The sequence below is a fragment of the Lysinibacillus sp. NPDC093688 genome (genome assembly GCF_050280145.1).
Lineage (GTDB): Bacteria > Bacillota > Bacilli > Bacillales_A > Planococcaceae > Lysinibacillus > Lysinibacillus xylanilyticus_B.
The window spans coordinates 18866-32970 of the sequence record NZ_JBNNUX010000016.1; the positions used below are offsets into that span (position 1 = coordinate 18866).

13 protein-coding genes are annotated in these 14105 nt (G+C 34.8%); 5 read left to right on the plus strand and 8 right to left on the minus strand.

What is annotated here, in order from left to right; all coding sequences use genetic code 11:
* Positions 1 to 67 precede the first annotated feature (67 nt).
* The gene (locus tag ACQKN2_RS13715) at positions 68 to 1012 is read left to right on the plus strand and encodes a helix-turn-helix transcriptional regulator (protein WP_427415429.1); all 945 of its coding nucleotides are present in this window, start codon (positions 68 to 70) and stop codon (positions 1010 to 1012) included.
* Positions 1013 to 1104: 92 nt separating this feature from the next.
* Complete coding sequence (locus ACQKN2_RS13720) at positions 1105 to 2157, plus strand: DUF418 domain-containing protein (RefSeq protein WP_427415430.1); 1053 nt, start codon at positions 1105 to 1107, stop codon at positions 2155 to 2157.
* Between the two features lie 243 nt (positions 2158 to 2400).
* Here ACQKN2_RS13720 and ACQKN2_RS13725 read toward each other — a convergent pair whose 3' ends face one another.
* From ACQKN2_RS13725 to ACQKN2_RS13735, 3 genes are all read right to left on the minus strand, one after another.
* A complete protein-coding gene (locus ACQKN2_RS13725; RefSeq protein ID WP_427415431.1) occupies positions 2401 to 2793 on the minus strand; it encodes a RidA family protein in 393 nt (130 codons plus the stop codon).
* A 203-nt stretch (positions 2794 to 2996) separates the two neighbouring features.
* The gene (locus ACQKN2_RS13730) at positions 2997 to 4499 is read right to left on the minus strand and encodes a serine hydrolase domain-containing protein (RefSeq protein ID WP_427415432.1); all 1503 of its coding nucleotides are present in this window, start codon (positions 4497 to 4499) and stop codon (positions 2997 to 2999) included.
* A 315-nt stretch (positions 4500 to 4814) separates the two neighbouring features.
* Positions 4815 to 5507: an SDR family oxidoreductase gene (locus ACQKN2_RS13735; RefSeq protein ID WP_427415433.1), complete on the minus strand. Its 693-nt coding sequence runs from the start codon at positions 5505 to 5507 to the stop codon at positions 4815 to 4817.
* 432 nt (positions 5508 to 5939) lie between these two features.
* On the opposite strand from ACQKN2_RS13735, the gene ACQKN2_RS13740 reads away from it, so the two are divergent.
* The 3 genes from ACQKN2_RS13740 to ACQKN2_RS13750 all read left to right on the plus strand — a co-directional run bounded on the left by ACQKN2_RS13740 (position 5940) and on the right by ACQKN2_RS13750 (position 7881).
* Positions 5940 to 7028, plus strand: coding sequence for a hypothetical protein (locus ACQKN2_RS13740; RefSeq protein WP_427415434.1), 1089 nt, complete (start codon positions 5940 to 5942; stop codon positions 7026 to 7028).
* 5 nt (positions 7029 to 7033) lie between these two features.
* On the plus strand, positions 7034 to 7423 hold the full coding sequence (locus ACQKN2_RS13745) for a hypothetical protein (protein WP_427415435.1): 390 nt from the start codon (positions 7034 to 7036) through the stop codon (positions 7421 to 7423).
* A gap of 125 nt (positions 7424 to 7548) precedes the next feature.
* The gene (locus ACQKN2_RS13750) at positions 7549 to 7881 is read left to right on the plus strand and encodes a hypothetical protein (protein ID WP_427415436.1); all 333 of its coding nucleotides are present in this window, start codon (positions 7549 to 7551) and stop codon (positions 7879 to 7881) included.
* Between the two features lie 315 nt (positions 7882 to 8196).
* Here ACQKN2_RS13750 and ACQKN2_RS13755 read toward each other — a convergent pair whose 3' ends face one another.
* The 5 genes from ACQKN2_RS13755 to ACQKN2_RS13775 form a co-directional block, all read right to left on the minus strand.
* A complete protein-coding gene (locus ACQKN2_RS13755) occupies positions 8197 to 8814 on the minus strand; it encodes a hypothetical protein (RefSeq protein ID WP_427415437.1) in 618 nt (205 codons plus the stop codon).
* 265 nt (positions 8815 to 9079) lie between these two features.
* Positions 9080 to 10285 (minus strand): EAL-associated domain-containing protein, encoded by a 1206-nt coding sequence (locus tag ACQKN2_RS13760; protein ID WP_427415438.1) that lies wholly within the window; start codon positions 10283 to 10285, stop codon positions 9080 to 9082.
* Positions 10286 to 10978: 693 nt separating this feature from the next.
* Positions 10979 to 12085 (minus strand): hypothetical protein, encoded by a 1107-nt coding sequence (locus tag ACQKN2_RS13765; protein WP_427415439.1) that lies wholly within the window; start codon positions 12083 to 12085, stop codon positions 10979 to 10981.
* Positions 12086 to 12096: 11 nt separating this feature from the next.
* The gene (locus ACQKN2_RS13770; RefSeq protein ID WP_427415440.1) at positions 12097 to 13413 is read right to left on the minus strand and encodes an SPFH domain-containing protein; all 1317 of its coding nucleotides are present in this window, start codon (positions 13411 to 13413) and stop codon (positions 12097 to 12099) included.
* A gap of 308 nt (positions 13414 to 13721) precedes the next feature.
* Positions 13722 to 14096, minus strand: coding sequence for a DUF423 domain-containing protein (locus ACQKN2_RS13775; RefSeq protein ID WP_427415441.1), 375 nt, complete (start codon positions 14094 to 14096; stop codon positions 13722 to 13724).
* Between the last annotated feature and the right edge of the window lie 9 nt (positions 14097 to 14105).

Genomic DNA, 14105 nt, shown 5'->3' on the forward strand with positions numbered 1-14105 from the left:
ACAAGGTCTATACTAAACAAAAAACATGACAACTAGTGGCATGTTTAAATGAAAAAGGTGAATAAATGTGTCAAAAGCAAAACGTCTATTAGATATCCTTTTGTTTGTTAGTGCAAAAAAGAAATTTACTGCACAGGAAGTAGCGGATGAATTCAACATATCGATTCGCACGGTTCACCGATATATTTTAGATTTAAGTGATATGGGCTTACCTATTTATGCAGAACAAGGACGAAACGGTGGCTATACTGTTCTATCGAGCAGACTTCTACCGCCTATTTTATTTACAGAAGATGAAGCAGTTTCGATTTTCTTTGCGTTCCAATCACTTCATTATTATCGTGATTTACCTTTTAATACGGAAATAAAATCCGCTTCTCAAAAGCTTTACAGCTCGCTACAAGAAGAAGCTAAGCGGAAAGTAGATAAACTTCAATCCTACATCGCATTTTGGAATCCAAAACGAGCAATTGAAACCCCTTTATTGAAAGCAGTTTTAGAGGCAGCCATTGAAAACAAAAATCTACATATTCACTATGAATCCAAATCAGGGACAACAACGAAACATATTCATCCAATTGGTGTGTATGCTCATGATGGATTGTGGTATATGCCCGCCTTTGATTTCACAAAACAAAAAATATTACTGTTTCGTGTAGACCGCATACTTTCCATTATAGAAAGTGAAGAAAACAAAGAGATATTTGTAAATTTGAAGGAGTGGTTTAGTAGCACATATGAACATAATCAACCTATCCGTTTACATGTACGTTTATCAAGAGAAGGTGTGCGACAATGCAAAAGCGAACCAAACCTTGAAGATTTGGTCGTGATAAAAGAAGATGGCACTGGTTATATTTATTCCATTATAGACAAGGGTGAGCTGAATTTTATTAGCCCCCTCTTCTATCGACTTGGTATGGATGCACAAATTGTAGAACCGAAAGAATTAGTCGATATTTTACGACAGCATGCAAAAGACATTTTATCTATGTATCCAGAAAATAATTAATGTTATATGACGATTTTGTAAGATTGGCGTAACATTCATCGTTACTACTTTATGGATAACTTCCGTATACTTTGTGAATGAGGAGTGAGAAAATGCAACCAATTGAATTAAACAAACGAATTGATACACTAGATTATTTAAGGGGATTTGCTTTATTAGGGATTATTCTAGTCAATATTCCAGGATTACTGTGGATTAATCCACCAGAAACATCTGTAGATGTTGCATATAATAGATTTTTAACACTTTTTGTGGAAGGTAAGTTTTTCACCATTTTTTCGTTTTTATTTGGTGTTGGCTTTTATATTTTCATTTCCCGTGCCATGGCTAAAAATGAAAATGCGTACCTATTATTTATTAGAAGAATAATTATTTTATTGTTAATCGGACTTGTACACTTTTATTTCCAACCTGGAGAAGCATTAACCATCTATGCAATATTTGGGCTAATTGCGTTACCTTTTTACAAAGTTCGTAAAGAAATAAACCTGACTATCGGGCTTATTTTATTAGCAGTAACCGCTTATTTGGGTTTCAAAATTGTTATGCCGTTCCCTCTAATTTTACTAGGATTAGCTGCTGGGCAGTATCGAATATTTGAAAAGATCCATGACAATCGTAAAAGAATAGTTATTTTGACAGTTATTATGTTCTTTATTAGCATTGGGGGATTGCTGTATCAATGGCATTATGTCCCAGAGGCAATGGTGAACTTTGATCAAATGACAGAAGGTGAGCTTAAGGAACATGTGACAAACATTGAAAATTTTGCACTAATCGGGCTTCAATTTAGCCCATTTGTATCAGCATTTTATGTAGGATTATTAATGCTTTTATTGCAACACCCTTTATGTCAAGTTTTGCTTTCACCATTAAAATACTATGGTCGAATGGCATTAACAAATTATTTAGGACAAACCGCGCTGATTTTAATAATTGGCCATGCCTTTCACCTTATTGGCAATATTCGTTTCATCCAATCACTTTGGATTTGTATTGGCATTTACATTTTCCAATTACTTTTCAGTAAGATTTGGTTAAAATTCTTTAAATTTGGTCCATTTGAGTGGTTATGGCGCATGGGTACTTATTGGACAGTACCTTCCTTGCTGAAAACTTCTACTAATTCTAAAAAACACGCCTAAAAAACAGTTATTGATTTAGGCAAAGACCTAACAGCAATCTTTTCTTTTTCATAAAATGGTAGTGTACCTAATTTGCTTCCAACTTGCTCATACCTTGGGCAAGAAACACACCCCCATCATTATTAAATCTTTCTTTGGTCACTTTCCGCTTGGGAAAGTGGCCTTTTTTTCATATCATTTACCCCAAAATTTACTTTTTATAAAAAAACCGACAAAATCATAAAGATTTTGTCGGTACTCTGCTTATTTAGCAGCCCAAATATCAATTTCTAATTTAATGTCAGGAAGTCCTAAAGCAGTAATATAAGCTATTGTCATAGATGGATAAGGATTTCCAAACATCGTTTCCCATTGTTGATAGAAGTCATCCCAATCTATTTCTTCTGTTGCCCAAATATTGGCCTTCACCACATTATCTGCGTTAAGACCCTCTGCTTCTAATATTAATTGAATATTTTTTAATGTATTCTTAACCTGCTCGGTTAGTGACGATGGCAATTCACCGCTAGCTCCTACTCCAATCTGTCCAGATAATGCATACATTGTTGCATCCTTAGGAATTATTGTAAGATGGCTGTAATTGCCAACAGGGTTCGGTACTTGGATTGGATTTTTGCGTGTTATTTTAGTATTCATAGGCAATCTCCTTTAGGGTTTTATTTTCTAAAAAAGGGCAGACTCGCCCCTAAAAACTCCATTTTAGAAAAAAACAGCAGTTGAGAATCCGATACCCATACTTAAAAAACGTATTGATCTTTTTTTCATTTGGATTCTCCCCCTTCACCTAAAGTTATTTTCACATTACCATATATTTCTTTATCCATCAAATCTCTACATTTTTAATTCATTTTCTTTTTGGTAAAAATATTCACCAAACCTACTAAATAGTAAATAACACCTGACACGATAACACTATAAAATAACACAGTGATTGACGTTGGACCCCATACTTTAATAAATTCCCAATTTGATCCCCCAGATAATATTTTCGGGAACATCATGATCAGTGCAAAAATTGTTGCAACACTTAAAGAATGAATAACTAATAATAAAGCCATTTTCATAGTTAAAGCTACTATAATTCGTTGTTTTTTACTAACCTTCTTCAAGGATTTTAGCAATAGAACGCTTAAAAACATCCCAAAGCCTACAACAATAACGGATATAAGTGAAACAATTTTATCCAAATTCTGATAGTTGTCAGCATGAATAGTATTTACCGTCTTCCCTTCCCATAAATCCATCACACTTTGCCCTATCGCCGTTGTATAGCTCGAGTTCATATTGGATAATACGGCTACTCCTAGTTGTTCATCGGGCTGCATGATGAAATAAGATGAAAATGTTGGATTATTACCAGCATGGGATATATATTGTTTATCGTCTTTTCCCATAACTCCCCATCCGCTTGCATAGTATGTATCCTTATCGAAGGGCTCTACAGATTGATCTGGGATATGAGATTCTTGAATCATTTTATTATCAACCGAAGAAATTTGGCTATTTCCTAACTGTAGCTTTAACCATTTTGCTATATCATTTGTGTTACTTATTACATATCCTGCAGGTATATTTCCACGGTAAATAGGTGGTGTATATTCCTGCTCTCTCATTAGTCCGATTTTATATCCTGATGCCATTTCATTAGATTTAACTTGATGAAGTCCAACAAATGAATCATTCATAGAGATTGGCTCTAATATTTGCTGTTTGATATACATATCAAAGGGTTGTTTTGAAACCTTTTCAATAACGAGTCCCAAAACATCATAATTGACTGTTGCGTATTCAAATGAGCTACCAGGTTGTCTATTTAATGGCTGATCAAGCAATTTTTTCACCGTCAACTCAAGTGCATTCCGTTCGTTACTTTTAGGTATAGTTGATATTGTGTTCGTAGCTATACCACTTGTATGATACAGTAATTGATTAATAGTAATCGGCTGAGGTTCTCCATTATATTTCAACTCCAACCATGGGATATACTTTTTGGCATCATCAGAGCGTTTTAGTAACCCTTCCTTTTCCAATTTTAAAATGGCCAGTCCAGTGAATGCTTTCGATGTAGATCCTAGTTCAAATAATGTATTGGAGGTTACTGGTGTTTTTGACTGAACATCGGCGTATCCAAAGCCTTTTTCATAAACCGTTTTCCCCTTCTCTACAATTACTATCGATATCCCTGGAATTTTACTAATCGCCTTTTGCTCTTGAACAAATTGATCAATCTTTTGAATTTTTTCATTTGCATCTGCGTTTACTATTGTTGGCGTTAAACTATAAAAGGCCACAATCATAACAATTATAGACATATAGATTTTTAATAGTGATTTCATTTTCATTCTCCTTTTTGCAATCATTGCTGGGTACAAGGTTATAAATTTTCATAACAGCATCGATAACTATACCAAGCAATTTGGACCACAACCATCGTTTTACATGACTAAAAACATTACAATATGACAGTTTTGTAACGTACAGTGCCTATATAACTATATAAATTTGAAATCTTGAATAGACATAAAAAGACCAGATTTCTCATTCTAAAAAATGAGCACTGATCTTTTTTATGATATCCATTAAGATTTAAATTTTTTCTCTAAAAGCTCTTCTCAACTGATGCACTTAATGGTTGCTGAAAAGAAAAAACTATGTTGTTATCGTTTATTTTTAATGACAACCTCGGTTACAGCTAACGATTTTCGCGGTTTAATATTATTCATGATAATATCCGCGATGTCATTAGGATCCATTAATGTTTTCGTTTTTTCCTCAGTAAATATTCCGTCCCAAAATTCTGTTCTCATACCACCCATGTATACAGAACATACATTAATAGCGGTTTCATTTAATTCTAATGCTAGACTCTCGGTAAATCCTCGGACACCAAATTTACTAGCACAATAAACTGATTCAGTTACTTTTCCATCTAATCCAGCTGTAGAAACAATATTAACAATTGTTCCTTCATTACGTTCTTTCATACCTTTTAGTACGGCTTGTGTACAAAAAATTGTTCCTTTTAAGTTAATATCAATCATTTGATGCACTGAATCCTCACTCAAGTTTTCAGCATAATCAAAATAACCAACACCCGCATTATTAATTAGCAATGGAATCGATCCAAAATCATCTTGTATAGAATGAATTGTTTGAGTAACCATTTGATTTGAAGTAACATCCACCTCATAAATAGAATAGCCATTGGTTAAAGTTTTAGCCGTATTCTCAAGCTTTGATTTTGTTCTACCAAGTAAACAAATGTGATAGCCTAAAGACGAATACTTTTTAGCAAGTGCTGCACCTAAACCACTGCCTGCCCCTGTTATAACAACGATATTTTTACTCATACTGATCATCCTCTCTCGCAGTTTATTATACCAGAAATATCCTCACCTCGCTCTATCGAGGAACAGAGAATCTTAAATTTAGGAACAAACGTTTACTAACATTCCTCTAAATCAATTGGGGTACATTTGAGAACAAGCTTGTCCTTTGTACCCTAAATTCATTTTGCTGAATAATTAAGTAAAGTCACTCAATTTTTAATGAGTGACTTTTTAATTTAAGGTTCAGTACTGAATTGACGTTTTATAAAATCACTTTCATTTTCTGATAGTTTCCTCCCTAGCTTTATCAACCATGGTCTATATATGTCCATCTTTTCGTGTCAACCAACATTATTTTGTCATTTTTTGGGTTTATGAAACATATACTATTATATTTATTAAGCAAAATGCATACTATCATCGAACACAGAATATAATTCTGGAGGGTGTTAAATGAACACGATTAAATCTTTAATTTTCCCCCAAGACTTGCATAGATTAAGCAAAACTCTACTTAAAGAGATTTGTAATAAAATTACTTTAGATACCAATGGCAATGTAAATGAATTAGCTAGCAGAGTATGGGATGTTTTTGAGCATATTGATGGCGATGTTCTTAAAATGATCAGCAATAATATTTTCTCTGGAGCAGTTTCTTTAGCTTGGTACCAGGCGACAAATAAAACTGATTTAACAGGATTTAAACAAAGTATTATTAAAAAAATGCCATTTAATCCTTTCGAAACAGTAGTTACACCAAATAGCGAAAATGTACCAATTGATCCTACCATTATTGGTGCTGCTGAAATCGAAGGTTCACAACTATATTATTTACGATTTATTCATAGAACAGGTGTCAATGTTGATTACTTTTTAGCTAACCGTAGAGAATACATTAAACACGAAATTACAACTGTTTACATTGATGAAGTTAAGGGAATAATTGAAGTACGAGCAAGTTCAACTGTTGCCAAAAAAATAATTGCTTGGTTAACTAAAATAGTCGATGAAGAATACGAATTCAAACAGTATGATTTATTGGAGAATTATGGTGGTAACCTTGCGACTTTAGCGGATTCCCTTCAAGGAAGGCTGATTGATGCTACAGGAAGACCAGCAGGATTAGTCAATACATTTGAAGAAACGCAAGGTCAATCCATTGTGAGTATACTTTCTGCAATTGACGAATACTATACTAGTGGTGAATTATCAGTTCTAGAGCAAAATTTAAATTGCGAACATATCACCGGTATTTTAGAAACAACACCTTTTACTTTGTTACTGTTAAGTGGTCTTGAAACGATAGGATTAGGTAGTATTAGAGAACTACGAGGTTTACCCTTATACAATTATTTAGAACCTTATCTTTCCAAACAAAAAGGATCTATACTATTTGAACATAGTGTTGATGGCGTTAAACAAGAATATTCTGTTCGAATCGGTGTCAATACAAAGACATTTAAGTTCAATGTATTTGCGTCTGAACGTGTATTGGATTATATTAGAGAAAAATTGATTTACCAAATTTATTCTGCGAGGTAAAAGTATTGAGCAATTTAAAGCCATGGGAAATTTCTCAAAAAATAGATAATGCACTTGAGGTAATTGCTATTAGTAAAATTGATAAATTTTACCATAGTTATATTGCAAAAATAACTAACTTGCCTCTTGGATTAGTTATTGATCAATTATCTGAATTAGAAAAACAAGAAGCGCTCGTTATAAAATTAGAATTTCAATGTGAGGAATGTAGTAGAAGTATTTTAACTGCTAGTAAATCCGAACTTGAAAATATGGATTTCATTACTTGCAAATATTGTGGTACAGAAAATTGTTTTGATCCTTTAAATGCTATTCCAATCATTGAATTAAGTGAAGATTTCAGACAAAGTTTTTCAAAAAAAAAATTACTAATAAAGAGGAAAATGTCCGGTTAAGTAAACAAAATAAACCAGAGAGTTTAAGAGAAATTATAGATATTTTAGCAAAAGAGAATTCTGATCAAGTATTAGATAAAGTATCAAAACTTGGGAAAGTAACTATTATATTAGGAGATGGTTATATGGGTGAATCTAGTAAATATGGTGGTCTAACTTTTGGAGAAAACAAAGGTAATATAACTATTGAAAACAATGGTACACTCAGTCAAGGGATAGCTAGCCCGCCAAGTGACATTATCAATGCTTTACAACAACTTCACGAAGAAATTCAACACCTATCCGTTGAACAACGAGAAATTGCAGAAGCTCATTTTGAACTCCTTGAAACTTATATAAAAAATGGAGAAAAAGAGAAAGCTAAAAAACCATTAGAGAAATTAACTACAATACTAGGTGTTATCAGCTCGATTGTATCTATTGCTTCTGCCTTAGGACTTGGAATTCCGTTAAAATAATTATAGAGATCAAAATTGGGGTACAAATTATATTTGTACCCTTAATTATTATATAAACATATTTGTAGTTTTAGTGTGTTCATAAAGAAATTTCTTTTTTAATGGTATTACTTATATCTGCATCTGACAGGCCTATTCTCCATTTATTTCAAATCTAAATTTCTTCTGCTTTTAATTAATTTCCGTCTACATGACTTTATTTGTTCTACTCATAAAAATATCCCCTTCAAAAAGGACATGTAATAGACTAGAAATATAGTCATTTTTTAGATGCCCTATTTAAAGAGGATAATTCCACACTAAGTGTTCTCCAGTTTATTTACTATCATTCAAATCATCAGGATAAACAACTTTGTTAATTACATCTCCATTTGCTTCATCTTTAAAAATTACTGTCACTTTAAACTTCTCCGGATCCATTCCATTGAAAAGTTGATAATACATTCCCACTATCGCAAGTCCCATTGATGACATAGCATCAAAACTGTTTTCAAACTGTTCTTTATTTACAGTTAGTGTAAACTCAGTAAAGGATTTATTATAAGTTACATCTTTTATAGAAGTAAAATCATCACTAGTTTTAATTTCTTCTACCGTTTCTACAACACTTTTTTCCAGATCTTTCAACATTTTTTTATGAACTGATTTAGGCATTTTGTATGTTACAGAGCCGTCACTATTTTTAATGACTTCTTTAACCCCTTCTTCTTTCGCTGCAGTAATCGCTGTATCGATGTCCTGACCTTCCAAAAACGAAGCTGGTATTGTAACTTCAACGTTTAATAGTCCTTTATCGACTTTTAATGGTGTTTCCTCTGCTGTTTTATCAGCATTATCGGTTTTCTTACCACTATCGCTTTCTTTATCTTGGTTACACGCTACTAACAAAATAACTAGTAGCAATGTTAGTGGTACTAAAAGTAATTTTTTCATTGTTCAAACTCCCTCCTCCATAAATATACATAAACGGCTGGAGATTTACTATATCAATTTTTATTTCTTCCTTTTCCTTTGCTTTCCACTGATTCATTTAGCTTCTTTCTCAGTTTCATAACAGCAATGCTTTTTCAGGCCATGGTAGCGTTGCATCCTGATAATAAAACTCAAGTGATTCTCTTTTTCTACACAAATTTGGGGTACAAAATGGGGTACAAGTTATTCTTGTACCCCAGACTTTGATATATAGGCATTTGTAGTACTATCTAAAGATATTGTGCTCATAAAGGTAATCATACGAAAGATCGACGAACAAGTACTCATGCTCGTTTATAGCAATCGAAAATGTTCTTGTAATTTCCCCTGTCTCGATATCTCGATAAAGCTCTGAAATTTCTCCGCTTTGATCGTTGCGCATTTTAATGATTGTTTGTAGGAAGTATGGACGCCAACTCCAGTTTTTATTGATCGCTCTTGGCTGCAATTCCCACTGACCTTCTATACGCATTACGTTTGGCGATAGTTGGAAACCATCTTCATTACAAATATACACTCGGAACGAATAACTATCCAACAGCTGCGCTAGATGCTCTAGATGTGTGATGTTGTCACTAGAAGGTTTTACACGATGGACGATCGCTTCTAGCTCCTCCCGCAACTTTTTCAACTCAAAATATTGCGCCTCTAGAATTTTCTTTTCAGAGGTAATAAATTGCTGGCACTCCTCTTTAAAACGCTCCTTTAAAATATCCTTCTCTACGAATGTCAATGCGGAATTTGCTAAGTATCGGCCCTGATAATATCGGCCTCCATTCTTCCACGCAAATTGTAATTGATAAACAGTTTCGATTCCTTCAAACAAAAGATTTGCGCCAATTTTATAAGCGAGGCTACCTATTGCTGATATCATATCTGACTGTGCAGACCAAGAATCATAATTTAAGTCACGAATATTAACCTTTAAGATTTGTGGTGATAATAGAGCAATATGCTCTAAATGACTCTCCGCACCTACTTCCTGAATAGCAATTTTGACACCAAAAGTCGTAAAGTAACGTACTGCATGGTGCAACTTATGAATATCACCTAAAAAACGATGCTCAGAAACAACTAATACAATACGATGTAAATCCTCTTCACTAATATATTGTTGAATAATATTAAAATGACTTTCACCGAAATCCTGCATCAGTAAGTTCGGGTTACTTGGAATATAAATATCAATATCCTGTCCGATTTCTTCTACTTTGGCTAACGCAGCGTGTAAAATTTTATGTTCCATATCGATTCGATATTCTTCTGGGATATCTTCGTTATTCACAAAGTCTTTTAAATTAATTTGTTGACCCTCAATTTGTAACTGTCCGGAAATTTCGTAGGCAATCACCGTATGCGCATCCGCGCTAAATATCGGTTGAAAATACCCATGTATTTGATCTAAATTTGTTAACACTTCAATTGCATCCATTGTCGAAACCTCCATACATGATGTTATCCAAGAATAACATTACATTCACAGCTCATTTCATGAAAAAAAGCTCTCTGACTGTATAATAATTTGTTTAAAGTAAATTGGCAACTTCACATGACGTTATTTTATGGAATAAATTGTCCTGAAATTTAACAAATCCCCACCAAAATGATGTATTAATAAAACGCATTAGCGTTTTAAAAAGTTTTTTCACACGCTTTCTGCTCATCACTTCTTACAATAAAGGTCACAAGAAGTACCATTACTTTGACGAAAAACATTTCTTTTTCATACTACATTCGTACACTAAACATATGCTTAGGTTTATGTGCGTTTTTCTGACAATTCATCATTCATAACGACTTTCCCATAAAATAGGTTGCTTAAGTACATATATTTTTATTTAGTGCCACTCTAACACATGGATTCGCCTTTTTCATGTAGTACTGTGCAAAATCCCCTTAGAATTTCTTCCTATTATAACTTATGCAACTACCGGAAGTGAAAGCCGTGATAACTAGAGGATTTCATCCTATTTCCTAACATTATTCAGCCGTTCACCTATTTATTTTTTTTGCTGATGCATTCTCTACTAATTAGATGAATTATGCCTCGGTATAATTGCATGAAAGAAGTTAAAAAGCAGTATTCCAACGTATGGATTATACCCTACAGGAATACTGCTCATAACTATTCTGACATAAAGAAATACCAAATAATCGCCATCGTAATTAATGATAAGATGACTGCAAATGTTACACGAAGTGGTGAAATCGGGGCATCTCCACCTACTTGACCTGTCTGTCCATTCACCATGAATCGATAAACCTTTTCTTTGTAGCGGAATGAAGAAAGCCAAATTGGTAACATTAGATATTTATATGTAATATCATCATGTGTTGTTGAGAAATTTAAGCCAGATACTACATCCGCATGATGTTCCCAACGTATTTTTGAAGTAATTTGTGCCTCCAGATGATCCGAAATTTCTCTCTTCGCTTGACTCCATCCGTCCTGTAAACCAATACTGTAGCGCTCTGATAAAAAGCCTGATACATATTCTGGTTTATAGGCTTTATTATTGAGTAAATTAAAGGGTTCTATTTTTCGCATCATATTTCGATCATAACGGGCTGTCGCACTTATTAAATGATCATCAATAAATTCCTGATAAAAACCACTTGTGGAATACCAATCCGTTTCAGTTCGGGTATTCCCCTCTTTATCTGTAACTGTTCGATGTCTACCGTATCTTGCGGAATACCTGGAGCTAGTTTTAGTATCAAAAGTCCAGTATGGAAGATAAACCCCTTTAAATGAATCAGGCTTTGCACTATCTTTTGCTGCTCTCGGTGTAAACCATTTTCCTTTAATCCATCTTTGGAAGTTCTCTCCTGCTTGCTTATCTGTTATTTCAAACGCGCATACTCCGTTCGGTGCTAGTGTATTTTTAGCACTAGCCTCCATAACTTGATTAGAACCACAATACGGGCAACTATCGGCTACTTGTAATGCATCATATATAGTTTCTGCCGCACAGGATTTACAAATAACTGTTTTTTTCTCTACACCCCAGTTAAAATTCCCTCGTTCTTCAGCCTTTGCAAAATCCATTTCCTGGGCAACTTTTTCCTCTCGCTTCTCTGGGGCTGCAATTTCAGTCTCATAGCCACAATATGGACACGTAAGCTTTCCAGTTGCGGGGTTAAATTCAATAGATGCACTACATGATGGACACTCAGCGTCAAAATCAAGCTTTACTTGTTTAAAATTTTCAGCATCTTGCGTTGGCATCATTAGTCATCTCCTTACTTAACATCATTCTCATCAAAGACATCGCCACACTCCGAACAGAACTTTGGTGGGTTCGCTGGATCTTCTGGCTGCCATCCACATTTATCGCAAACGTATTGTAATGCTCCTGAAGGTTTTTTAGCACCGCATTCGCTACAGAATTTGCCTTTGTTGACAGCACCACATGTACAAGTCCATCCTTCTTCTGCAGGTTTTGGTGTCCCACAATTTGAGCAGAATTTACCAGTGTTTTCGTTACCACATGCACATTTCCATGCATCTGAGTTCGTCGCTGTTTGTTGTTGCTGGGCTACCTGTTTATTTTGCTCATTCATTTGGTAAAGCTGTCCTGCATTAACACCGCCTGCTTGAGCTGCCATGTTCATGCCCATAAATCCTGCCATTGCTCCGCCATCATTTTTGGATGCTGCAATCATTGCTTCCGCCTGAGCACCCGTTAAATGAGCCGCAGCCATACCTGGATCACGCATTACTGCATTTCGTTGTAGTTGTTTAATCATTGCTTCATCTTCTTCAGATGCTTTTAAAGAACTGATGCCAAAGGATACAACTGCTAAACCACGAGTTGCTAGCCATTTCTCTGATAACACTTTATTAAGGGCATCTGCTAGAGCAACTGTATGTGCCGGAATTTCGCTATAGCGAACCCCGCTTGCTGAAATATGTGCGAAAGCCGGCTGTAACGCTGTCATCAGCTCTGTTTTTAATTGGCTATCGATAGTATCTCTTGTAAATTCACGCTCTACGTTTCCGCAAACATTCGTATAGAATAATAATGGATCAACAATTTTATATGAATATTCCCCATGACAACGAATAGCAATATCAATATCTAGGCCGATATTACGGTCGATAACGCGGAAAGGAACCGGTGCTGGAGTCCCATATTTATTACCTACGATTTCTTTTTTATTAAAATAGTACACTCGCTGATCCTTTGCAGGTTCTCCTCCAAAAGTAAAGCGTTTACCAATTTGCTTGAATGTTTCTATAATTCCTTCAGACAAATCAGTGCCATACATAATCGAAGGCTCTGTTGATGTATCATAAACATACTCCCCAGACTCCGCAGAGAACTCCACTACTTTCCCTTGCTCGACAATCATCATACATTGCCCTTCATTTATAGCAATAATAGAGCCATTACTAATAATATTGTCATTACCTTTATTTGACCCTCGTTTAGAAGTACGTTTAACACCCTTTGCCACAAGAATATCCGCTGAAAGTGATTCACAATTGAAATATTCACGCCATTGATCTTCTAGAACACCTGCTAATGCGCCAACTCCTGCTTTTAATAAACCCATTTTTATTCCCACCTTCAACTTATATACTTAACACTTATTTTACCATATCAGTTATGCCTCGACATCATTGCGTCTGCAGGCTTTAGCCCCTCAGGCGTTTTCACAGACGTGAAGTTTTTAACCTGAGATCCTCTATTTCAGCGAATGTTAGAGCAACCGTTGAAATAAGCTAAAATGCTAAAATAATCTACTCATTATGTAGTACGCACAAATAGAACAATTTGTTTCATTTTTTTACTTCTTTATAAAAAATGAGATAGCTCCATAGGAACTACCTCACTCGTATTTATAGTGGATCTAAGTATTTCTTAAGAAAAAGCGGCAATAGCCACTAGCACCCAGGCAATAATAAATAACATCCCACCGATTGGGGTAATCGCTCCAAGCTTTTTCACACCTGTAACAGCTAATACATATAAACTACCTGAGAAAAACACAATACCTGCAAACATTAAATAACCTGCCCAAGAAAGCATACTAGAAGCTCCTAAAAGGGCATCACTCGATAAAATACCAAGCCCTAGTAAACCTAATGAATGGTACATATGATATTGCACAGCAGTTTCCCAAATGGCTGCGTAATGTGGTGACGCAAATTTATCTTTTAGTGCATGTGCTCCAAAAGCACCTAGCACAACACCTAGACAAGCCATAATTGCACCGATTGCCAATAAAAGTTCCATGTTCTTTTC

Coding starts and splice junctions, on each gene's coding strand:
- ACQKN2_RS13720 (WP_427415430.1), top strand. CDS start 1,105: ATGCAACCAATTGAATTAAACAAACGAATTGATACACTAGATTATTTA.
- ACQKN2_RS13725 (WP_427415431.1), bottom strand. CDS start 2,793: ATGAATACTAAAATAACACGCAAAAATCCAATCCAAGTACCGAACCCT.
- ACQKN2_RS13730 (WP_427415432.1), bottom strand. CDS start 4,499: ATGAAAATGAAATCACTATTAAAAATCTATATGTCTATAATTGTTATG.
- ACQKN2_RS13735 (WP_427415433.1), bottom strand. CDS start 5,507: ATGAGTAAAAATATCGTTGTTATAACAGGGGCAGGCAGTGGTTTAGGT.
- ACQKN2_RS13740 (WP_427415434.1), top strand. CDS start 5,940: ATGAACACGATTAAATCTTTAATTTTCCCCCAAGACTTGCATAGATTA.
- ACQKN2_RS13750 (WP_427415436.1), top strand. CDS start 7,549: ATGGGTGAATCTAGTAAATATGGTGGTCTAACTTTTGGAGAAAACAAA.
- ACQKN2_RS13755 (WP_427415437.1), bottom strand. CDS start 8,814: ATGAAAAAATTACTTTTAGTACCACTAACATTGCTACTAGTTATTTTG.
- ACQKN2_RS13760 (WP_427415438.1), bottom strand. CDS start 10,285: ATGGATGCAATTGAAGTGTTAACAAATTTAGATCAAATACATGGGTAT.
- ACQKN2_RS13765 (WP_427415439.1), bottom strand. CDS start 12,085: ATGATGCCAACGCAAGATGCTGAAAATTTTAAACAAGTAAAGCTTGAT.
- ACQKN2_RS13770 (WP_427415440.1), bottom strand. CDS start 13,413: ATGGGTTTATTAAAAGCAGGAGTTGGCGCATTAGCAGGTGTTCTAGAA.
- ACQKN2_RS13775 (WP_427415441.1), bottom strand. CDS start 14,096: ATGGAACTTTTATTGGCAATCGGTGCAATTATGGCTTGTCTAGGTGTT.